Annotated in this window: 21 protein-coding genes and 1 riboswitch; of the genes, 17 read left to right on the top strand and 4 right to left on the bottom strand. The window is 39.8% G+C overall.

Annotated features, from left to right (window positions below; translation table 11 throughout):
• Window positions 1–244: 244 nt before the first annotated feature.
• From JOC34_RS15665 to JOC34_RS15625, 9 genes are all read left to right on the top strand, one after another.
• A complete protein-coding gene (locus JOC34_RS15665; protein ID WP_205137726.1) occupies window positions 245–2653 on the top strand; it encodes a Na+/H+ antiporter subunit A in 2409 nt (802 codons plus the stop codon).
• A complete protein-coding gene (locus JOC34_RS15660; RefSeq protein ID WP_205137725.1) occupies window positions 2643–3065 on the top strand; it encodes a Na(+)/H(+) antiporter subunit B in 423 nt (140 codons plus the stop codon). Before JOC34_RS15665 ends, JOC34_RS15660 begins: the two co-directional genes overlap by 11 nt.
• Window positions 3066–3068: 3 nt before the next feature.
• Entirely contained in the window at window positions 3069–3407 is a 339-nt protein-coding gene (locus tag JOC34_RS15655) for a Na(+)/H(+) antiporter subunit C (protein ID WP_205137724.1), read from the top strand.
• The gene (locus JOC34_RS15650; RefSeq protein ID WP_205137723.1) at window positions 3400–4878 is read left to right on the top strand and encodes a Na+/H+ antiporter subunit D; all 1479 of its coding nucleotides are present in this window, start codon (window positions 3400–3402) and stop codon (window positions 4876–4878) included. Before JOC34_RS15655 ends, JOC34_RS15650 begins: the two co-directional genes overlap by 8 nt.
• Window positions 4879–4911: 33 nt before the next feature.
• A complete protein-coding gene (locus JOC34_RS15645) occupies window positions 4912–5394 on the top strand; it encodes a Na+/H+ antiporter subunit E (protein ID WP_205137722.1) in 483 nt (160 codons plus the stop codon).
• Window positions 5394–5678: a Na(+)/H(+) antiporter subunit F1 gene (locus JOC34_RS15640; protein ID WP_205137721.1), complete on the top strand. Its 285-nt coding sequence runs from the start codon at window positions 5394–5396 to the stop codon at window positions 5676–5678. The genes JOC34_RS15645 and JOC34_RS15640 overlap by 1 nt, the downstream gene beginning before the upstream one ends.
• Window positions 5656–6018 carry a Na+/H+ antiporter subunit G gene (locus JOC34_RS15635; protein WP_205137720.1) on the top strand — a complete coding sequence of 121 codons (363 nt, stop codon included), beginning with the start codon at window positions 5656–5658 and terminating at the stop codon, window positions 6016–6018. Before JOC34_RS15640 ends, JOC34_RS15635 begins: the two co-directional genes overlap by 23 nt.
• Before the next feature lie 217 nt (window positions 6019–6235).
• Entirely contained in the window at window positions 6236–6844 is a 609-nt protein-coding gene (gene wrbA, locus JOC34_RS15630) for an NAD(P)H:quinone oxidoreductase (RefSeq protein ID WP_205137719.1), read from the top strand.
• 163 nt (window positions 6845–7007) lie between these two features.
• Window positions 7008–8267, top strand: coding sequence for a CYP152 family fatty-acid peroxygenase CypC (locus JOC34_RS15625; protein ID WP_205137718.1), 1260 nt, complete (start codon window positions 7008–7010; stop codon window positions 8265–8267).
• Window positions 8268–8316: 49 nt separating this feature from the next.
• On the opposite strand, the gene JOC34_RS15620 is transcribed toward JOC34_RS15625, so the two are convergent.
• The gene (locus JOC34_RS15620) at window positions 8317–9333 is read right to left on the bottom strand and encodes an LLM class flavin-dependent oxidoreductase (protein WP_205137717.1); all 1017 of its coding nucleotides are present in this window, start codon (window positions 9331–9333) and stop codon (window positions 8317–8319) included.
• Window positions 9334–9559: 226 nt separating this feature from the next.
• Here JOC34_RS15620 and rlmN point away from each other — a divergent pair, with 226 nt between their 5' ends.
• On the top strand, window positions 9560–10627 hold the full coding sequence (gene rlmN, locus JOC34_RS15615) for a dual-specificity RNA methyltransferase RlmN (protein ID WP_205137716.1): 1068 nt from the start codon (window positions 9560–9562) through the stop codon (window positions 10625–10627).
• Window positions 10628–10644: 17 nt separating this feature from the next.
• Here rlmN and JOC34_RS15610 read toward each other — a convergent pair whose 3' ends face one another.
• Window positions 10645–11556: an EamA family transporter gene (locus JOC34_RS15610; protein WP_205137715.1), complete on the bottom strand. Its 912-nt coding sequence runs from the start codon at window positions 11554–11556 to the stop codon at window positions 10645–10647.
• A gap of 402 nt (window positions 11557–11958) precedes the next feature.
• Here JOC34_RS15610 and JOC34_RS15605 point away from each other — a divergent pair, with 402 nt between their 5' ends.
• Window positions 11959–13146, top strand: a complete 1188-nt coding sequence (locus JOC34_RS15605) for a ParM/StbA family protein (RefSeq protein ID WP_205137714.1) — start codon at window positions 11959–11961, stop codon at window positions 13144–13146.
• A 9-nt stretch (window positions 13147–13155) separates the two neighbouring features.
• Window positions 13156–13689, top strand: coding sequence for a hypothetical protein (locus JOC34_RS15600; protein ID WP_205137713.1), 534 nt, complete (start codon window positions 13156–13158; stop codon window positions 13687–13689).
• Between the two features lie 25 nt (window positions 13690–13714).
• Here the strand turns inward: JOC34_RS15600 and fdhD are convergent, their stop codons facing one another.
• Window positions 13715–14527: a formate dehydrogenase accessory sulfurtransferase FdhD gene (fdhD, locus tag JOC34_RS15595; protein WP_205137712.1), complete on the bottom strand. Its 813-nt coding sequence runs from the start codon at window positions 14525–14527 to the stop codon at window positions 13715–13717.
• Between the two features lie 405 nt (window positions 14528–14932).
• Between fdhD and JOC34_RS15590 the strand changes: the two genes are divergently transcribed.
• The 4 genes from JOC34_RS15590 to JOC34_RS15575 are packed head-to-tail and all read left to right on the top strand — an operon-like array spanning window position 14933 to window position 17822.
• On the top strand, window positions 14933–15478 hold the full coding sequence (locus JOC34_RS15590; RefSeq protein ID WP_205137711.1) for a GbsR/MarR family transcriptional regulator: 546 nt from the start codon (window positions 14933–14935) through the stop codon (window positions 15476–15478).
• Window positions 15471–16346, top strand: coding sequence for a beta-keto acid cleavage family enzyme (locus JOC34_RS15585; RefSeq protein ID WP_205137710.1), 876 nt, complete (start codon window positions 15471–15473; stop codon window positions 16344–16346). The genes JOC34_RS15590 and JOC34_RS15585 overlap by 8 nt, the downstream gene beginning before the upstream one ends.
• 20 nt (window positions 16347–16366) lie before the next feature.
• Entirely contained in the window at window positions 16367–17329 is a 963-nt protein-coding gene (locus JOC34_RS15580; RefSeq protein ID WP_205137709.1) for a 3-hydroxyacyl-CoA dehydrogenase NAD-binding domain-containing protein, read from the top strand.
• A gap of 16 nt (window positions 17330–17345) precedes the next feature.
• Entirely contained in the window at window positions 17346–17822 is a 477-nt protein-coding gene (locus tag JOC34_RS15575) for a thioesterase family protein (RefSeq protein WP_205137708.1), read from the top strand.
• 104 nt (window positions 17823–17926) lie between these two features.
• On the opposite strand, the gene gdhA is transcribed toward JOC34_RS15575, so the two are convergent.
• Window positions 17927–19312: an NADP-specific glutamate dehydrogenase gene (gene gdhA / locus JOC34_RS15570; RefSeq protein WP_205137707.1), complete on the bottom strand. Its 1386-nt coding sequence runs from the start codon at window positions 19310–19312 to the stop codon at window positions 17927–17929.
• 167 nt (window positions 19313–19479) lie between these two features.
• On the opposite strand from gdhA, the gene gltC reads away from it, so the two are divergent.
• A complete protein-coding gene (gltC, locus tag JOC34_RS15565) occupies window positions 19480–20385 on the top strand; it encodes a glutamate biosynthesis transcriptional regulator GltC (protein ID WP_205137706.1) in 906 nt (301 codons plus the stop codon).
• A gap of 97 nt (window positions 20386–20482) precedes the next feature.
• Window positions 20483–20673, top strand: a riboswitch (cobalamin riboswitch).
• Window positions 20674–20772: the final 99 nt, after the last annotated feature.

The following is a 20772-nucleotide window of genomic DNA, read 5'->3' as shown; positions in this document are numbered from 1 at the left end:
ACAAGCTTTAGGAATGCAGTGTCATGATGTTTCGTGTATAATTACAGAGTATCTGTTTATTTTGGCAGATAAGAAAGTATAACTACTTTCTTACTGTATAAGTGCAACTAAGGTAAACACCGAGTTTTCTAATATTCTTATTACTGACTTGCTATGGCATACATATTATGGCGCTAGAAACCCTATAAGTCAAGGGTTGAAGGTTATTATGCAAGTCTGGTGAGGTTGAATTGGAGGTTTCATTTTGTTAACTATAAACATGGCAATTGCTATTCCATTTATCATTGCCGCGCTTATTCCATTCGTGTATAAAAGATTTACACGTGTCCACATAGGTTGGTTTGTGCTTTTCGTTCCCGCAGTTTTGTTTATAGCACTTGCTCGTTATATTCCGGCCATGGCTAAAGGAAATACATATCTTCGCTCGTTTGATTGGATTCCTTCCTACAATATTAATTTTTCGACTTATTTAGACGGGCTCAGCATGATTTTGGGACTCCTTATTACTGGTGTTGGAACACTTGTAATTCTATACTCTATTTATTATTTATCTACAAATGAATCACTTCACCGCTTTTATCTTTATCTACTGTTGTTTATGGGGAGCATGCTTGGGGTTGTTTTCTCTGATAACATGATGGTGCTATATGTATTCTGGGAATTGACGAGTATTTCATCCTTTCTCTTAATCGCATTTTGGTTCCATCGTAAGAAATCCCGGGAGGGTGCGCAAAAGTCGCTTCTTATTACTGTAAGCGGTGGTTTTGGAATGCTGATTGGTTTTATTATGCTTTATGTAATGACCGGAACGTTTAGTGTTCGTGAAGTTATCGCAACGATTTCAACTTATACAGATCATCAACTGTTTTTACCCGCAATGCTGCTAATTTTACTCGGTGCTTTTACAAAATCAGCACAATTTCCCTTCCATATTTGGTTACCCGACGCAATGGAGGCACCGACGCCTGTTAGTGCTTATCTACATTCAGCTACAATGGTAAAAGCAGGGATCTATTTGGTTGCCCGTTTTACGCCTGTCTTTGGTGGAGACGCAACCTGGTTCTGGCTGGTTAGTGGGGTTGGTTTGTTTACAATGTTTTGGGGGTCATTTACTGCAGTAAGGCAGGTCGATTTAAAAGCATTGCTTGCTTACTCGACGGTTAGTCAATTAGGGCTAATTATGAGTTTATTCGGTATAGGGTCAGCTGCGTATTATTATGACTTTTCCACATCATCCATTATCTATACGCAGGCCACATTTGCTGCGCTTTTCCATTTGATCAATCACTCAACATTTAAAGGTGCCCTGTTTATGATTGTTGGTATCCTTGACTTTGAAACAGGAACGAGGGATCTCCGGCGACTTGGAGGATTAATGGCTATCATGCCTGTATCCTTTACCATTGCCTTAATTGGAAGTTTTTCGATGGCGGGATTACCACCGTTTAATGGTTTTTTAAGTAAGGAGATGTTTTTTGAAGCTGCCCTGAATATCGGTCAGCTTGATATATTTTCATTAAGTACCTGGGGAGTCATTTTTCCGATTATTGCCTGGGTAGGAAGTGTATTTACGTTTGTTTATTGTTTGATCATTGTTTTCCAAACCTTCTTTGGCGAGCGCCACCTTGAACGATTAGAGCGCCCACCGAAGGAAGCCTCGATTGGCATGCTGACAGCCCCTGCTATTCTAGCTTTACTAGTTGTTGGTATTTTCTTTTTCCCTAATCTGATTGGACGTTATTTACTGACACCCGCAATGGCGAGTGTTTATCCACAGCTTGCTTTGGAAGGGAATTTAGGTCAAACGATTTCGGCATGGCACGGATTCAATACAGAATTAATGATGACAATAGGTGTAATCATTGTTGGTGCCTTACTCTATTTATTCCGAAATTATTGGAAAGGTGTCTACAAGCTATTTCCAGCGAGTTGGAGCTTGGATGCACTATATAATTATCTATTGGAACAGTTGGAGGGAAGCGCCTATTCGATTACTAACTTTTATATGACTGGAAGCCTTCGTAATTATTTGGTGTTCATTTATCTTTTCTTTATTGCGTTGGCTGGAGGAACATTTTTATACACCGGGGCGCTATCCATTGATTTATCCGGAGATGCTCCGATTGGTATATATGAAGGATTGATTGTGCTTGTGATGATCATCGCCGCTATTTCTATTCTATTTGCAAAATCGAGATTGACGGCAATAATATTGAATGGTGTATTGGGCTATTCCATTTCTGTTGTTTTTGTACTGCTTCGTGCTCCGGATCTCGCATTGACCCAAATCGGTGTTGAAACGATGACAACCGTATTGTTCCTGCTTTGTTTTAACTTTCTTCCCGATTGGAAAAAAGAGGATGCCCCTAAACGGTCAAAGGCCCTGAATATGGGTATTGCTGTTTCTGTGGGTGTGTTATTTGTATTAATTGCGCTTTCCGTTCAAAATGGCGATTTATTTAACTCTGTTTCAAGCTATTTTGAAAATGCGTATGAACTTGCCGGAGGTAAAAACATTGTTAATACAATTATCGGTGATTTTAGAGCGTTTGATACGATGCTCGAGGTTACTGTACTCCTTATTGCGGGAATCGGAGTTTTCTCACTGGCGAAATTGAAAACGAAGAAGGGAGACCAGAACCTTGAAGAGTAATGATGTTATTTTACAGGCTGTTACAAAAATTGTTGTATTTATTATATTAACATTGGCTGTTTATTTGTTCTTTTCAGGTCACAACAATCCGGGTGGCGGATTTATTGGTGGACTTGTTCTGGCTGCTGCCGTTGTTTTATTAATTCTTGCATTTGATGTAAATACAATGCAGCGGGCGCTCCCCTTCGACTTTAAAGTAGTTGGTGCGCTTGGAGGCTTTATCGTTATTGCGACAGGTTTTGGTTCTCTCCTATTTGATGTTCCATTTTTAACGCAAACGATGGGAGAATTTGATGTACCATTCTTCGGGGAGATGGAATTTTCTACTGTTACAATTTTCGAAGTTGGTGTTGCCTTGGCTGTCGTAGGGGTTGTAGTTACAATTATATTAAGTATTAGTAAGGATGTGTAAACCATGGAAACGTTAATAACCATCCTATCAGGTGTTTTAGTAACGGTTGCTACTTATCTGCTGCTTTCCCAAAATATGATTAGAATAATTCTGGGATCAGCGATCCTTTCCCATGCTGCGAACTTGCTATTAATGGCAATGGGAGGATTTGAAAAGGGAAATGTGCCATTATTGGGGGAAAATGCTTCAGGTTTCACTGACGCATTGCCACAAGCATTGATCCTAACAGCTATTGTGATTAGCTTTGGTGTAACGGCGATCTTTCTTGTGTTGGCATACCGTACGTATGAAGAAAACGGTACAGATAATTTGGAAGCATTGAGAGGTAATAATGATGAATAATATGCTTGTGTTACCTATGGTTATTCCGCTTCTTACCGGTATCTTTCTTATTTTTATCCGCCGTTATATCAAACTGCAAAAATGGATAAGTTTAAGCGCGATGATCGTTAATGCGGGAATTAGCTTCTACATATTAAATCGTATCCAATCAGAAGGTATATTACGGCTTGATTTTGGGGGCTGGACCCCGCCATTTGGCATATTGTTTGTGGCAGATTCATTTTCCGTGTTGCTGGTACTGACCTCAAGTATTGTTACGATCCTTTGCTTGCTTTTTGCCTTTTCATCGATTGGAAAGGCAAAAGAAAACATGTTCTTTTATTCCTTTGTTAATTTTCTTGTAGCCGGTGTTAACGGATCTTTCTTAACTGGTGATTTGTTCAACCTATATGTATTTTTTGAAGTAATGTTACTGGCTTCTTATGTATTAGTTGCATTAGGTGGAGAAAAAAGGCAGTTAAGGGAATCCATAAAATATGTTGCCATAAATATTCTGTCATCCTGGATTTTCCTCGTTGGGATTGCTTACTTATACGGTACAGTCGGTACGTTGAATATGGCACATTTATCCGAACGAATTGCTGAAGTGGGGCAGACACCATTATTAACGGTTATCAGTGTCTTGTTCATGATCGTATTCAGCTTAAAAGCTGGTCTCTTTCTCTACTATTGGCTACCGGGTTCTTATGGTGCTCCACCACCCGCTGTTGCGGCGTTATTTGGCGCATTGTTAACAAAAGTAGGTATCTATGCGATGTTTCGTTTCTTTACACTGATCTTTTACCACGAGCCATCTATAACACATACGATCATCGGTATACTAGCCGGACTCACCATGATCGGGGGGAGTATTGGTGCGGTTGCCTATAAGGATATTAGGCAGGTCGTAACTTATAATGTTGTTATTGCTGTTGGTTTTATTTTCGTAGGATTAGCGGTTGCGACTCCTGCAGCCATCGAGGGTTCTATTTATTATCTAATTCATGACATGATTGTAAAAGCACTCTTATTCTTGTTGGCGGGTACAGTAATCTTGCTTACAGGCACTGGCAGAATGGACAAGATGAGTGGGCTGATTCGAAATTACCCTTCATTAGGTTGGATGTTCTTTATTGTGATGTTGTCCTTAGCAGGAGTTCCTCCACTAAGTGGCTTTATTGGAAAAGTGTTGGTAGGACAAGGAGCCATCGAATCCGGTCATTATGTCTTGCTTACCCTTGCTTTCCTGTCTAGTATATTTGTTTTATATTCCCTGTTAAGGGTCTTCTTGAATTGTTTCTGGGGTGAAACGATAATTAGTGAAGAAGATGAAAGACCATTAAAAAAAGGATGGGTTATCCCGTGTGTCTTGCTTGTTTTGGCAACCATTGGTCTTGGCCTTGGAGCAGAGTCGATTGCTGTTTATGTTAGCGATGCTGCAAATACACTATTGAATCCGGAAATATATATTGATGCTGTCTTAAATGATTGATAGTGAATGCTAATAATAGAGGAGGTGGATTAAATGCCTGCCCAATTTTTAATTAACTTATTTATTGCTTTTTTATGGATGATGTTTGTTGATGAAGATGAATTGAAGTTCTCGACCTTTTTTACCGGCTTTATTGTTGGAGCGCTTATCGTCTTTCTGATGCATCGCTTTTTTGGAGAACAATTTTATTTGCGCCGGTTTTACGCAGTGGTTAAATTAGTGCTGATTTTTAATTCAGAGTTGATCCAGTCCAGTATATTTGTTCTTAAACATATCTTAAGCCCTAAAATTCATATTCAACCGGGAATATTCAGGTATGAAACAGTACTCAGAGGCGAATGGGAAGTCCCTGCGCTTGCATTGCTATTGACCTTGACGCCAGGATCTGTCGTAATGGAAGTGACCCCTGAGGGGAATGTGTTTTATATTCACGCTATGGATATCGAACAATCACGGGATGATTTAGTCCGTTCTTTAGCAAAATTTGAAAAAGCTATCATGGAGGTGACAAGGTAATGATTGATATCATGTTAATTATAGCGCTGGCACTATTTGGTTTAGCGGTGTTAATAACGCTCTTTCGGGTTATTGTGGGGCCAAGTCTACCTGACCGTGTGATTGCCTTGGATATGATTGGTGTTATCCTTATTTCGGGAATTGCGACCATATCTATATTGCTCGAAACAAAGGCTTTTCTTGAAGTTATTCTTATATTAGGGATCTTAGCATTTATAAGCACCATCGCTTTTTCGAAATTTATCGAAAGGGGTGTTTTTATTGAGCGTAAGCGGGATCTTTGAGTTTCTGGCAGCCCTGCTTATTTTAATCGGGGGCATTATCAGTGTGATCAGTGCTTGTGGCATGATTCGTTTCCCAGATGTTTATTCTCGTTCACATGCCGCGACCAAGAGCTCTACGCTGGCAGTGTTATTAACATTACTTGGTGCATTCTTATATTTATGGGTGACAGAATCATTAGTTAGTGTTCGTTTACTACTAGGTATTTTGTTTGTGTTTTTAACGGCCCCTGTAGCTGGACATCTGATCACCCGTGCGGCCTATAGATCAAATGTAAAGTTATCGGAATCAACGATTGTAGATGAGCTTGAGGAAGCGTTGCAAAAAAATAAGCATGAATAGTAAATTGGTAAGCTGTTGTATGAAAGCACAGCTTACCTTTTTTATGATTTTAGGAATGCTTGCTTGACACAGAGGATTACTTTATGTATTATACTTACATAAAGTAATTTACTTTCTAAACAATAGTTAAGAGGCTTACTTTTGCAATCATTCCGCATAAGATCTTTGAAATGGGAGATTTTAAGAATGAAAAAGAATGAAAAAGGAGATAGGGAAAATGGAGAACGTAAAATTAGCAGTAGTATATTATAGTTCAACAGGAACGAACTACAAAATGGCTGAGTGGGCAAAGGCAGCAGGAGAAGCTGCAGGTGCAGAAGTTAGATTAGTTAAAGCGCCTGAGCTTGCACCAGAAGCAGCAATTGCATCAAATCCGGCATGGAAAGCACATTATGATGCAACGCAGGACGTTCAAGAAGCAACTTCTGATGATCTTGAATGGGCAGATGCTATTATCTTTAGTGTAGCAACACGCTTCGGTGGTATGGCATCTCAGATGAAACAATTCTTGGATATGCAAGGCGGATTATGGGCTAAAGGTGCATTAGTAAATAAAGTAGTTAGTGCGATGTCTTCTGCACAAAATGATCATGGTGGACAAGAAGCAAGTATCCTTTCTCTATACACATCATTAATGCATTGGGGCGCTATTATTGCAGCACCTGGCTATTCAGATCCAGTACTATTCACTACTGGCGGAAATCCTTATGGTACAAGTGTTACAGTTGACGAAGATGGGAATATGTCTAGAGATGTGAAACCAGCAGTTGAACATCAAGCAAGACGTACAATCGATATTGCAGCACGTGTGAAAGCTGGTAATTAATAAGGGACTAATGATAAAAGGCAAGGCTTGGATCAAATATTTTGATCCAAGCCTTTTATATATAATTAAATATAATCGACTTAAGCTATTGTAATTCTTTGTTTGTGAATCAATAATCTCGGGAAAACTAATAGAAATAAGCCAATAGAGGAGAATTTAATATATGACTTCAAATCTGCAAATTCCTCAAGAAGAGGGGATAGATAATACACTCGCAGTGTTATCTGAAGGCTATCAATTTATTCCGAACCGATTAGTAAAATTCAATTCAAATATTTTTACAGCGCGCCTATTGGGACAACAAGCAATCATAATAGGTGGTAAAGAAGCTGCGGAACTATTTTATGATGAAGAGCGATTTCAGCGCAAGGGAGCAGTGCCTAAACGTGTATTTAAATCACTGTTTGGGGTTGGTGGTGTTCAAGGATTAGATGATGCAGCACATGAGCATCGGAAACAATTATTCATGTCACTTATGACAGAGGAGCGTATCCGATACCTAAAAAAATGCTTGAATCATCAATGGGAAATTGCTGCAAAGGAATGGGAAAGGAAAAGGAAGATTGAACTATTTGCAGCGGCAGAAGAAATGATGTGTAGAACTGCTTGTCAGTGGGCAGGTGTTCCATTATGGGCAAAGGAATTAAAACAGCGGACAAAGGATCTTGCGGCAATGATTGATGCATTTGGAGCTGTTGGACCGAGGTATTGGCGAGGCAAACAAGCCCGTTCAAGATCTGAACATTGGATAAGAGGATTGATTTTACAAGTACGGACGGGGAAAATATTCGTACATGAGGATACAGCTATATACCAAATGGCATGGCACCGTGATCCACAAGGGGATTTATTAAGTGTGAAGACAGCTGCAGTTGAACTAATCAATATCTTGCGCCCAATTGTAGCTATTGGCAGATTTATCACTTTCAGCGTTCTAGCATTGCATCAACATCCAGAAACAAGGAAACAATTTCTGGAAGAGGATGCGGATGGTTATGCGCAGATGTTTGTTCAGGAGGTGCGTCGATTTTATCCATTTGCCCCTTTTTTAGGTGCGAAGGTGCGACACGATTTCACGTGGAATGGATATGCGTTCAAGCAGGGGACACTCGTTATATTGGATTTATATGGAACGAATCACAGTCCGGCACTATGGGAGGACCCGAATACATTTTATCCGGAGCGATTTAAAGATTGGGGCGGCAGTCCATTTGATTTTATCCCTCAAGGCGGTGGGGACTACGACAAAGGACATCGCTGTGCAGGTGAATGGATTACGATCGAAGCTATGAAGACAAGCCTTCAGTTTTTGACTACGCGAATCGAATATGAGGTTCCTCAACAGGATTTGAACTACAGTATGGTGCGGATGCCAACCATCCCAAAAAGCAGATTGATGATTCAAAATGTAAAGGTAAAATAGTCTTCAGATAAAAATCCCCTGATTGGTTAACAACCAGGGGATTTTCCTATTAATCCATCATCTCAGCAAGGATTTCAAAAGATCGCAGTCTGTCATCATGATTAAAAACTTGTGTGTTAATAATGACTTCATCTGCCTTTGTTTCTGCTAGAAAGCTTTCAAGTCCTTTTTTTACGGTTTCAGGGTCCCCAATAATTGTCGCGGGGCCATTGAGCGTTTGTTGAACACCCATCCGTTCCCGTTCTGACCAGAGGTCGTCCATATTATCAACAGGGGGCTGAAGCTTTTTTGATTGCCCCTTTATTTGAAATAGAAATTGCTGTTCTTGTGAAGTTGCTAGGTATTTTGCATGTTCAGTAGTATCAGCAGCGATAACATTTACACCAATCATCGCATAAGGGTCATGCAGCGTATCTGACGGTTGAAAATTAGCTCTGTATAGGTTCAGTGCCGGAATGGTATATTGTGGCGAGAAATGGCTTGCAAATGAAAATGGCAGTCCTTTCTTTGCGGCCAACCTAGCACTAAAATCACTGGAGCCTAGAAGCCATATCGGGATATCGAGTCCATTGCCAGGGACGGCTTGTACACGATTGACCGGATCATCTGAGAAATAGCCTTGAAGTTCCTCCACTTGCATTGGGAAATCCGCCACATCCGTACTTAATGTGCGCCTGAGCGCATAAGCTGTGGCCTGATCACTTCCGGGTGCACGTCCAAGTCCCAAATCAATTCTACCCGGATAAAGGGATTCCAATGTACCGAATTGTTCAGCGATAACGAGTGTCGCATGGTTCGGTAACATAATTCCGCCAGCCCCAATTCTGATATGTTCTGTCGCGCCGGCAATGTGTCCAATGATGACAGACGTTGCAGAACTGGCAATACCCGGCATGTTGTGATGTTCAGCCAGCCAATAACGGTTAAATCCCCATTTATCGGTGTGCTGCGCCAAATCTACGCTATTTTCAAAGGATTGTTTTGGGTAACTTCCTTCTATAATTGGTGCAAGATCGAGTACCGATAACGGTACATTATTAAATGTCTTTTTATGTGTATTCTTCAATATATTCACTCCCAAATATCTTTATTAGAAATGATACGCGATATACCTCTTTCGGTCCAACCTTCGGCTTAAGGCTGAGTGGTATTTAGTATGGCTTCCGTTAGCTATAATTGTGATAGTGCCATGGATACGAGTTAATTTCATGAATATTTATTTGCATCAACTGGCTATTTCCAGTAATATAAGGGGATGATGAAATGTATTGTTCGAAGAGAGGGTACTAATAATGAGTAAAACATCCATTTATGGACTAACATATGAACAATTAACGGACTGGCTCTTAGAGCGCGGTCAAAAGCGGTTTCGTGTCGATCAGGTATGGAACTGGCTTTATAAAAAGCGTATTACAGGCTTTTCTGAAATGAAAAACGTGAATAAGGATACCATCGAATTACTGGAAGAAAACTTTGTGTTACACACGTTAGACGAGGAAATTCGACAGGAATCGAAGGATGGAACAATTAAGTTTTTATTTAAGCTGGATGATGGCAACCTAATCGAGACCGTTTTAATGCGGTTTAATTACGGTTTGTCTGTTTGTGTTACCACGCAGGTTGGCTGTAATATAGGCTGTACATTTTGCGCGAGTGGTTTGCTGAAAAAAAGCCGTGATTTAACTGGTGGAGAAATCGTTGAACAAATCATGAATGTGCAGAAACACCTTGATGCCAAGGGCAATGATGAACGTGTTAGTCATATTGTTGTGATGGGTATTGGGGAGCCATTTGATAACTTTACGAATCTAATGAACTTCCTGTATGTTGTAAACGATGATAAAGGCTTAAATATTGGAGCAAGACATATTACCGTATCAACAAGTGGTCTTGCCCATAAGATATATGAGTTTGCTGACACCGGTATCCAGGTAAACTTGGCTATTTCTATTCATGCACCAAACAATGAGCTGCGCACAAAGATTATGAAAATCAATAAAGCATTTCCAATTGAGAAGTTAATGAAATCCGTTGACTATTATTTAGAAAAGACAAACCGGCGAATCACGTACGAATACATTATGCTTCGTGATGTAAATGATCATAAGGAAGAAGCGTTGCAACTAGCTAAATTGCTCTATAATCATCGACATCTAGCTTATGTGAACCTCATACCTTATAACTCCGTTGACGAACATAATCAATATCAGCGTAGTGAGTCTGCATCCATTCAAACTTTCTTTGAAACGTTGAAAGGGCAGGGGATCAATTGTGGTGTACGCTGGGAAAATGGGGCAGATATTGATGCTGCTTGTGGGCAACTGCGAAGTAAACAAATGGAGAAAAAGAAAATTGGTTAATAAAAAAGCATACCTGCTCAGGTATGCTTTTTTATTTGCGCTCTATGAGCCTGTAATCTTACGTTACCAATCTCGTTTAATATGATCGCAAAAATAATGAGAATCGTCCCCATCCACTGCAACAGTGTAACGGATTCCGAGAGCAATATGCTTGCGGAGACAATGGCTACCGGAAGCTCTATAGCGCTTAGTATGTTGGATAAGCCGCTTGTGATTAAGGGGGCACCTTGTGCAAAGAACAGGGGTGGGAGTACAGCGCCAAATAATGCAACGCCTGTTGCAACAAGCCATAGTCCCCCATCAGTAACTGGAATGGTAGGGATATCCTTCATGAATAGGACTAAGACAAGTATAACGGATCCGCTTACCATGAAAGAACTTCGTACCCATGGATCAACTGATGTAGCAACCTTGCCGCTAAAAAAGATAAAACCTGCATAGGTGAATGCGGAGAGAATACCATAGATAAATCCTATGGTTGGCAATTCCTGTGTGGCCCCATTAAAAATATTTGATGCAAATAATACCCCTATTAAGATGAAGACGGTCGCTAATAAGGTGATAATTGTTGGTTTTGTTTTAGTGAATATCCAATCGTATATGATTCCGATCCAAACAAACTGAAAGAGCAGAATGATAGCTAGTGATGCCGGAAGAAATTGAATGGATCCGTAGTAGAAAATAGTAGTTAAGCCAACAAAAGATCCGGTCAACATGATTTGTGCCATGTTTTTCGTTGTTAACTCCTTGAAATTGGACCGTCGTAGTAATGTGATGCCCCATAATATTAAAAAGGAGATAAGCATTTGAATAATATTCAATTGTCCCAATGAATAGCCCAAACTAAAGCTTAACTTTGCGAAGATAGGGGTAAATCCAAAGCTTGTAGCCCCAATTAAGACGTAAATAATTCCTTTGTTTTTCTGCATGATAAAGCCTCCAAATAAAGCCATCATATCATATTAAAGCTTATGAATGACAAGGGAATGAAAATGGGTAGCTTGGGATTGGTCGAGAGGGGAGGTGTTTTGTGTTGCCAAATGGAGCAGACATCCAGTGAAATCTAATCGTAAAAGGCTATATCTTTTTTTGGGATAGTGTTTTATGATTCACAAAAGTGATGTATACAATTTACGAACACAAGTTTACATAGTCGTGTACAAAAGTGTTCAAAAAAGTAAACATGTATACAAACAAGTACACATGTTGGATTCTAGGCGAACGCAAAAAGATTACATGTAAACATAAATGCAAACATTAAAATAACATTTGCTAAATCTAGTAAAAAAAGTTAATCTATCTATATAGGAAGAATAGAGAGGAGAAGTAAAATGACAAAATCAAGAATCGCGGCAGTGGATGTAGGTAATGATGCACTGAAGGCTAACTTTGGAAAGATGGAACGTGAATTATATATACCAAATGTAATTGCACCTGATTTAGAAGATCGTCCAGTAATTGGAATAGAAGATTTAGACGAAAAAGATGTACTGGATAATATACATATTCGGGTACATTCACCAGCACTGGAAGAGAATGGTGTTGTTTACCGTGTAGGGAACCTAGCAACAAAAACAGATAATTCAACAGAATTGGATCCAGGCAGTAGTAAATCCGAGGAAGATCAAACACTCGTAATGCTTTTTGCTTCCTTAGCTTTGGATGCGGTAGAGGCAGAAGACTTTAAAGCGTCTAAGAATGATATTATTGATGCAAATTACACATTAGGGACAGGCCTTCCACTTAGAGAAGTGAAAGAAGGAAAAGATGTTGGTTACCGTTCCCAATTACTAGGATCTGTTCACCAAGTAGAGTTTCTCGTTACGCCAATGTACCAAGGGAAAAAGGTAAATATTAAATTTGATGAAGTGAAAGTATATCCGGAGGGCTTTGCAGCGTACGTGAACCTTATCATGGATAATGACCTTAAAGTAACGAATAAAGAATTAATTGATAAACAAATACTAATCCAGGATATTGGTGGACTTTCAACAGATGTTGCTGTAATTAGAAATCGTAATGTAGACGATGATAAAGCTCAAGGATTCAACCTCGGTGTTTCAGAATCTCTGGAAGCAATTCGCGAGGAAATCCGCTCTAAACATGGCGTAGAATTAGACAGTAGACGTGATGTCGTGGATATTATCACACGGAAGAATGATAGACATCATATCATGGTAAAAGGCAGCAGAACGAACGTACATGACATAACAGACCACATTCTATTAGAGCTGGCCAAAAAGGAGTACCGTTTTTTGAGAAACGTTTGGTCTAAAAACTCACAATCAGAAATCTGCTACTTTGTTGGTGGTGGTTCCGCAGTATTAAAGGATTATATAAAAGCACTAAACAATAAATTAGATGGATACAATATTGAATTCTTCGAAGACGAAAACGAAAGTATCTGGATGATGGCTAATGCGTATTATAAATTAATTACAGATTTCGTTAGAAAATCAGGTGGAAACACAAAAGTTGAAGCGGTTGAACCAGGGAAAGAAACTACAAAAGCAAAATAGGGTGAGACAATGTCTAAAAAGAATATAGAGCGTGGACAATCGATTACGTTTCGAGTCCCCTCTGATACACCTGATTACCTTTTGAAACAATTACAGAAGCTTAAAGAAACAGAGCGAAGGAACTTTTCGAGCCAAATTGCTCAATTTGTATTAAAAGGGGTTAATGAAACCTATACAAGAGAACGGGAGACAATTACCGTTCCGCTCCCGAAACAGTTGACAAAAGAGCAGAAAAGTTGGTTGAAGCATGAACATTCCGAAGCGCTTATTGGAAGCATTCTTTATCAATTGTTGAGTGACCCAATGCGCGCAACGACATTACTTGCCTCCCTAAATAGTAATACATCAGACATTGATGAGGCTTTATATCTTCAGGAAGAAGCAGCGGCGTCAAAAGAAGAACAAGAGCAGCCCATTTCCATCGAAGATAATGCTTTAGATGATTTGAATTTAGATGGCCTCAATTTAGAACAGGAAGAACAAGAGCAGGAACAAGAGGAAGAAGATCCTTTAGGTGACTTCTTTTCAAAAATGAATAAATAAAAGGCTGTCCATTTGGATAGCCTTTTTATTTAGAAGCTTCGCTCGTTTTACCTGTCTCGATAACCCGAAACGGGTGTGTATAGACGTTCATTTTATGTCCACGTGCAAAGCCTATAACGGTAATACCTAGGTCGTTTGCAAGTTCAAGTGCTAAATCAGTGGGTGCAGATTTAGAAATTAATATCCCGACTCCGATTTTTGAGATTTTCAATAAAACCTCAGAAGAAATTCTACCACTAAAAACAATTACTTTATCAGCTACAGGTATGCTACGCTCCATGATATGACCGTATATTTTGTCTAATGCATTATGACGACCAATATCTGTACAAATCTCAAGGATTTCATTCAACGTACAGATTGCAGCATTGTGAACCCCGCCAGTTCGTTTGAACTCTTGAGATTGGAGTTGTAATTGATTCATTAGCTCGAAGCATTGATCGGCAGAAATAGACAACTTACTTGTAATGGTTTTTGCCGTTTTTACATCACTTTGAAAATAAAATTGTCGACTTTTTCCGCAACAGGATCCAATAAATCGTTTGGAATGATTGTGCTGCAATGAATGTAATGGCTTATCCATTTCAATATAGGCAAACCCGCGTTCTTCATCAATTTTTATGGCACTGATTTCTTTGTAAAAACGGATAATACCCTCTGACGCAAGAAAGCCAATTAATAATTCGTGGATGTCAGTTGGTGAACAAACGATTGTTGCAAACTCTTCGCCATTTAAGACAACTGTGAGCGGGAATTCAGTTACAATTTCTTCTTCTCTAACAGACATATCTCTCTGATCAAATCGAATAAACTCCCATTTATTTGCACGCCCATCCATTATTATCACCTCTATGAACCTTCACCTATCGGGGCTGGCCAACTTAAAAAACTGTTTTAAAACCCAAGGATTATTCCAACTGTCATCATTTTTTAACTTAAAAGTACGTTAACATGTAAACGTGAACAACGCTAGTGATCTGCTTTAGGTGATTGGCATTTAAAATAACGGGGATAGTAGAAAGATATCTGATTTAACCAGGAGGCTATACATTTAAATAACAAAAGTGGACAAACAAAAACGTTGTAAATAACGTAAACTTTGTAAACTTTTTTGTTTATAAAGTTTACGCTAATCATACGCGTATTTACTTCCATATCCTCCATATATCTAGTGTAAATGGAACTTTTGTTTTTATCATGTAAATGTTAAAGTTTGAATAGGTCAAGAAAAAGGGTGATGGGAATGGCTTCACATTCAAAGGAAGTTGCAGCTATTGAAGCACAGTTTATTGAAAAGATAACGGATAACATGCAATCCTTCGGTGTATCTGCCACTGTCGGGCGTGTGTTGGGAATTATCTACATGAGGCAAGAGCCGATGACATTAGAGGATTTATCTGATGAAACAGGTATGAGCAAGACAAGAATGAGTCAGGTTGTTCGTGAAATGATGAATTTAAATGTGGCCGAGCGCGTTTTTAGAAAAGGAATTCGTAAAGATTTATATCAAGTTGAACAAGATTACTATCAAACTTTTGTATCCCTTTTTACATCTACGTGGCATAAAGCAATCAATAAAAATAAACATTTCGAACAAAAACTGAAGCACATGTTGCATGACTTGAAGGAGGTAGAGCAGACAGACGAACAAGTGTTGAATAACATTTTAAAGGAAATTCGCGACTGGATGGACTATTATGATTGGATTAAACGATTGGTTATATTCTTTGAAAGTGGCGAAGTATTTAAACATGTACCAAAAAGACCAGGAGGAGATCAATATGAATAAAAATGTAATCATTTCATGTGCGGTAACAGGTGCAGGGGAAACGAATGAAAAGAGTCCTCACGTACCAGTAACACCGAAGGAGATTGCTGATTCAGCAATTAAAGCAGCGAAAGCAGGTGCAACGATTGCACATATCCATGTGCGTGATCCAAAGACAGGAAAGTTAAGTCATGATGTGAATCTCTTTCAAGAGGTTGTCGAGCGAATTCGTGAGGCAGATACAGATGTCATTATTAACATTACTGCTGGTGGTGGCGGTGATTGGATTCCTAGCGAATCAGATCCAACAAGAGGCGGTGCAGGTACAGATATGCAAACGCCGGAAGAACGCCATGAGCCTGTTGGTTTGTTGCTCCCGGAAATATGTACGTTAGACTGTGGAAGTGTAAACTTTGGGGACCAAATATATATTAGCCCAACCGAATGGCTCCGGAAACAAGCCGGTCTGATTAAAGATAGTGGTGTGAAACCAGAGTTAGAATGCTTTGATACGGGACATGTGCGCTTTGCGAATCAATTGGTTCAAGAAGGTTTAATTGAGGGAGATCCTTTATTCCAATTTTGCCTAGGTATCCCGTGGGGTGCAGACGCAGATGCGGAAACGGTAGCATATATGAAGAGCCGCATCCCGGAAAACGCACATTGGGCTGCATTTGGTATCGGGCGTATGCAAATGCCAATGGTTGCAGAATCTGTGCTTCAAGGTGGTAATGCGCGTGTCGGGCTTGAAGATAATCTGTACTTGAAAAAAGGGACATTAGCAACGAATGAACAGCTTGTTGATAAAGCTGTCGGGATTATTCAAGGTCTTGGTGCAGATATTATGTCGCCAGCTGATGCCCGGGAATTATTAAAACTAAATAAATAGAAAAGAAAGAGGCGTTAAATATGACAACAGAGATGAATAACATAACCGTTGTAGGAACAGGTGTAATTGGCAATGGCTGGATAACAAGATTTTTGGCGAATGGCTATCAGGTGACAGCAAGTGACCCAGATCCATCTGTCGAAGCCAAAACACGGGATGCTGTTGCACGTGCATGGCCGTCCATGAAAAAAACAGGACTAGCTGAAGGTGCTTCTATAGACAATTTGTCTTTTGAAAAGGATCTAGCAAAGGCTGTTGCTAACGCAGATTTTGTTCAGGAAAACGTACCGGAACGAGAAGAACTAAAGCGAAAGGTGATCAGTCAAATTGATCAGCATGCACCGAAGGATACAATTATCGCTTCAAGTACATCGGGAATTTTACCAAGTACACTACAAGCAGATTGTGTCAATCACCCTGAACGGGTCATGGTTGCACATCCGTTTAATCCGGTTTATTTGATGCCTTTAGTTGAATTGGTCGGCGGCAGTAAAACAGCGTCATCCTTTGTCGAAAAGGCAAGAACGTTTTACGATCAATTGGGAATGAAGCCACTTGTCATTAGGCGTGAGATTGAAGGTCATGTGGCAGATCGATTAATGGAAGCTATCTGGCGGGAATCCCTACACATCGTAAATGATGGTATCGCAACGACAGAAGAAGTCGATGCCTCGATTGTATATGGACCTGGTTTAAGATGGGCATTAATGGGACCATTTATGACGTTGCATATGGGTGGAGGAAAACAAGGTATGCGCCATTTGCTCGAACAATTTGGCCCGGCATTGAAGCTTCCATGGACGAAACTGGAAGCACCGGAACTTACTGATGAATTGGCTGAAAAGGTGATTAATGGCTGTGAAAAACAGACAGCAGGTGTTGAAATGGAACAACTCGAAGAACGCAGAGATCAATTCTTAATTGAATTACAAGACCTGTTGGAAAAATATTGGCCAGGAGCTTCGATTAACGGAAAATTGTAAGGACGGGGGAAAGCAAATGACAAAAGCAAAAGTAATCCTGGAAGATAAAGTGCGCAAGGATTGGATCGATTATAACGGGCATATGAATGATGCGGAGTATGTGCGTGTATTTAGCTGGGGTGTTGATTGTTTCATGAAACTGATCGGTATTGATGAGCAACTTCGAGACCAGCAAAATTATACCATCTTTACAATGGAAAGCCATGTTTGCTATTTAGACGAAATGAAATTGGATGAGCCCTTTTCCGTCCATTTACAACTGATTGATTATGACGAAAAACGTGCACATGTATTTTATGAGTTATTCGGTGAAGATGGAAAACGGGCTGCAACCAGTGAGCAGATGCTGATGGGAGTCGATCAGCATACAGGTCGTGCTGCAGCCTTCCCTGAAGCGGTATTTGCGAAAGTGAAACAGCTTGCAGATGCACATACACCGGATGAGCAACCGAAGGAAGTCGGTCGTGTCATTGGGATCAGACGGAAAAAATAATGATATGTAAAATGCCCTGTCGTTTTCTCGACAGGGCATTATTGGCAGATAGGAATGTATAGCGTTTTCCTATTCTAATGTTTATTTGGTTGTTTATGAAAGTTTTAGATAACACCTTGCTCAATCATCGTATCTGCAACCTTAATGAACCCGGCAATATTGGCACCGATCAGTAAATTATCTTTATGTCCATATTCCTTTGCCGAGGTGACACAGTTGTGATAAATCTTTGTCATAATTTCCTGCAGTTGTTCATCCACTGCTCCGAAATTCCATGACAGACGCATGCTGTTTTGAGCCATTTCCAGCGATGAAACGGCAACACCACCGGCATTTACTGCCTTCGCTGGTGCATACATGATCTCATTATTAACAAAAACATTGACAGCTTCTGCAGTTGAAGGCATATTCGCTCCCTCTGCTATAACTTTTACGCCATTAGCAACAAGTTGTTTCGCTGCTTCTTCACTGATTTCATTTTGTGTGGCACATGGAAGTACAACGTCACAAGGGATAGACCAAATGCCTGTGCTGTCATCAACATATTTCGCTTCAGGATGATATTTTACATACTCACTGATCCGATCGGAATGTACTTCTTTAATTTGTTTTACTAAATAAAGATCAATACCATTTTCATCATAAATATAACCGTTCGAATCACTACATGCAACTACTTTTGCACCTAGTTCAATGGCTTTTTCCATGGCATAAATAGATACATTGCCAGACCCTGAAACAACGAAAGTACTATTATTAATCGTAGCGCCTTTGTGTTTTAGCATTTCTCTGACAAAGTAAACAGCACCATAGCCTGTTGCTTCTTTTCGTCCAAGGCTACCACCGTAATTAATTCCTTTCCCGGTTAAAACACCTGTATGGGAGGCGCCAGCCATACGCTTATACTGTCCAAACATATATCCGATTTCTTTTGCCCCTACGCCAATATCTCCGGCGGGGATGTCGATATCTGGTCCAATATGTTTCGCCAGCTCCGTCATAAAGCTTTGACAAAAACGCATAATTTCATTGTCTGATTTGCCTTTCGGATCAAAGTCAGCGCCACCTTTACCGCCACCAATTGGAAGTCCGGTAAGTGAGTTTTTAAAAACCTGATTAAATCCAAGGAATTTTACAACACTCAGGTTAACGGTTGGATGGAATCGTAATCCACCTTTATACGGTCCGATTGCACTATTGAATTGTACACGAAATCCTCGGTTCACATTTATTTTCCCGCTGTCATCTACCCATGGTACGCGAAATGAGATGACACGTTCTGGTTCAACTAATTGTTCTAGTATACCTTTTTCCATATAGATGGGGTGTTTTTCTAGGATAGGGACAAGTGATTTGAAGAAAGATGCTACTGCCTGATGAAATTCTTCTTCACCGGGATTTCGCTGTAATACGGTATTAAATACTTCGTCTAAATATTCGTGGACAACAGTTGTTTCTTTCTGTTTTGGCTGTTCTTTAGTAAGTTTCATAAATATCTGTTGTACCTCCTTTTCGTATTGCGATATATATATTATAATGCCGAAAACGCTGTAAATTATTATTGTACTAATCTTACTAGATTTAATCAATCTAAGCAATATGGAATATAGATATAATCAATGCCGATATGAGATAATAGTAAAAAGAGGTGATGAGATTGGAATTAAGGCAGATAAAGTACTTCATTGAAGTAGCCAAGCGTGAGCACGTGACAGAAGCAGCAAACGCAATGCATGTAGCGCAATCAGCAGTGAGTCGGCAAATTGTTAATTTAGAGGAAGAGCTTGGTGTCAGTTTATTTATAAGGGAAGGACGTACCGTAAGATTAACGCCAATCGGTAGAATTTTTCTGGACCATATGGAACAGGCGGTTAATGTAATTGATGATGCGACACAGGTGATTGAAGAATATACGGATCCGGAGAAAGGGACTATCCATGTTGGTTTCCCCAGTAGTCTTGCAACATATATTTTACCTACAGCAATATCAGTGTTTCGGGACAGGTATCCGGAAGTTAAATTTCAATTGAATCAGGGCTCTTATTACGATTTAAAAAAGGCAGTTGTTAAAGGTGAAATAAATATGGCATTGCTCGGCCCTGTACCAATGAATGAAAAGAAACTAAAGGGAAAAATCTTGTTTACGGAAAACATTGTCGCTTTATTGCCAAGAAGCCACCCATTAGCAAAGGTTCCTTCTTTAAAACTAACGGAGTTGCGTGAGGACGCGTTTGTTTTGTTCCCGAAAGATTATGTATTAAGGGATATTGTTATTGATCTTTGCAGAAATTTGGGATTTGAACCGACCGTATCGTTTGAAGGAGAGGATATTGATGCGATTAAAGGGCTGGTGTCAGCTGGACTTGGTGTTTCGCTTGTGCCGGAAATCACCTTGATTGATAACCTGCCGCGTGCAACAGTTAGCGTGCCTGTAGCAGAAGCAAATGTTACCCGAACAGTTGGGGTTGTCATACCAACTGAACGTCATTTGCTCCCGACGGAAAAATTGTTCTATGAATTTTTGCAGGAATTCTTTACTCGGCTAGAAAAGTTCCAAAATTAATTCGTGTTTTTTCATCCTTTTCTCCTTGCATAAAAATATTGGATATGCTAGTCTTTAGATACAATATATCGAGACGATGTTGAAATAAAATACCATATATAGTGTTACGAGTCATGGTGACATGTTTTGTCTTAATAGGGAATTCAGTGGAAAACTGAAGCTGTCCCCGCAACTGTAAGTGCAGATTAACGAGAAATCCACTGTATCTATCATGAAATTGACGATATGGGAAGGACTCTAGTAGATGGAAGCACAAGTCAGGAGACCTGCCACAACTTGTAGTTTCATATCTCCGGGTTGAGAGAAGTTGAAACGATGGAAATAGTATGTCTGATTTCTGTCGTTTTTGAGCTGCTCATCCCCTGGGATGCGTGGCTTTTTAGTTTT

The sequence above is a fragment of the Virgibacillus halotolerans genome (assembly GCF_016908515.1).
Taxonomy (GTDB): domain Bacteria; phylum Bacillota; class Bacilli; order Bacillales; family Amphibacillaceae; genus Virgibacillus_M; species Virgibacillus_M halotolerans.
The sequence above is the reverse complement of the archived record's forward strand: the minus strand, read 5'-3'. Positions and strand labels throughout refer to the sequence as shown.

What these genes read in the sequence shown, in the direction of transcription:
- JOC34_RS15655 (WP_205137724.1), top strand. Translation starts at nt 3,069, where the DNA reads ATGGAAACGTTAATAACCATCCTATCAGGTGTTTTAGTAACGGTTGCT.
- JOC34_RS15650 (WP_205137723.1), top strand. Translation starts at nt 3,400, where the DNA reads ATGAATAATATGCTTGTGTTACCTATGGTTATTCCGCTTCTTACCGGT.
- JOC34_RS15645 (WP_205137722.1), top strand. Translation starts at nt 4,912, where the DNA reads ATGCCTGCCCAATTTTTAATTAACTTATTTATTGCTTTTTTATGGATG.
- JOC34_RS15640 (WP_205137721.1), top strand. Translation starts at nt 5,394, where the DNA reads ATGATTGATATCATGTTAATTATAGCGCTGGCACTATTTGGTTTAGCG.
- wrbA (WP_205137719.1), top strand. Translation starts at nt 6,236, where the DNA reads ATGGAGAACGTAAAATTAGCAGTAGTATATTATAGTTCAACAGGAACG.
- JOC34_RS15625 (WP_205137718.1), top strand. Translation starts at nt 7,008, where the DNA reads ATGACTTCAAATCTGCAAATTCCTCAAGAAGAGGGGATAGATAATACA.
- rlmN (WP_205137716.1), top strand. Translation starts at nt 9,560, where the DNA reads ATGAGTAAAACATCCATTTATGGACTAACATATGAACAATTAACGGAC.
- JOC34_RS15610 (WP_205137715.1), bottom strand. Translation starts at nt 11,556, where the DNA reads ATGCAGAAAAACAAAGGAATTATTTACGTCTTAATTGGGGCTACAAGC.
- JOC34_RS15605 (WP_205137714.1), top strand. Translation starts at nt 11,959, where the DNA reads ATGACAAAATCAAGAATCGCGGCAGTGGATGTAGGTAATGATGCACTG.
- JOC34_RS15600 (WP_205137713.1), top strand. Translation starts at nt 13,156, where the DNA reads ATGTCTAAAAAGAATATAGAGCGTGGACAATCGATTACGTTTCGAGTC.
- fdhD (WP_205137712.1), bottom strand. Translation starts at nt 14,527, where the DNA reads ATGGATGGGCGTGCAAATAAATGGGAGTTTATTCGATTTGATCAGAGA.
- JOC34_RS15590 (WP_205137711.1), top strand. Translation starts at nt 14,933, where the DNA reads ATGGCTTCACATTCAAAGGAAGTTGCAGCTATTGAAGCACAGTTTATT.
- JOC34_RS15585 (WP_205137710.1), top strand. Translation starts at nt 15,471, where the DNA reads ATGAATAAAAATGTAATCATTTCATGTGCGGTAACAGGTGCAGGGGAA.
- JOC34_RS15580 (WP_205137709.1), top strand. Translation starts at nt 16,367, where the DNA reads ATGACAACAGAGATGAATAACATAACCGTTGTAGGAACAGGTGTAATT.
- JOC34_RS15575 (WP_205137708.1), top strand. Translation starts at nt 17,346, where the DNA reads ATGACAAAAGCAAAAGTAATCCTGGAAGATAAAGTGCGCAAGGATTGG.
- gdhA (WP_205137707.1), bottom strand. Translation starts at nt 19,312, where the DNA reads ATGAAACTTACTAAAGAACAGCCAAAACAGAAAGAAACAACTGTTGTC.